The 230-nt window shown below is 57.4% G+C and carries 1 protein-coding gene; it reads left to right on the forward strand.

Annotation, left to right across the window (positions count from 1 at the left end):
* Positions 1-230, forward strand: a 230-nt coding sequence (locus tag QP548_RS16940) for an efflux RND transporter permease subunit (RefSeq protein WP_284905669.1), incomplete at both ends; no start/stop codon positions are given.

A 230-nucleotide genomic window follows, 5' to 3' on the forward strand; every position in this document is an offset into this window, starting at 1 on the left:
TGCGCCGGGGCATTGCCGAACTAAACGGCGAAGGCGAAGTGGCGGGCGGGGTGGTGATCCTGCGATCCGGCAAAAACGCCCGAGAAGTGATCGCCGCCGTGAAGGACAAACTGGAAACGCTGAAAAGTAGTCTGCCGGAAGGCGTGGAGATAGTTACAACATACGATCGCAGCCAGCTCATTGACCGCGCCATCGACAACCTCAGCGGCAAGTTGCTGGAAGAGTTTATT

The organism is Clostridium sp. UMB9555A (assembly GCF_030222355.1).
Lineage (GTDB): Bacteria > Bacillota > Clostridia > Clostridiales > Clostridiaceae > Sarcina > Sarcina perfringens.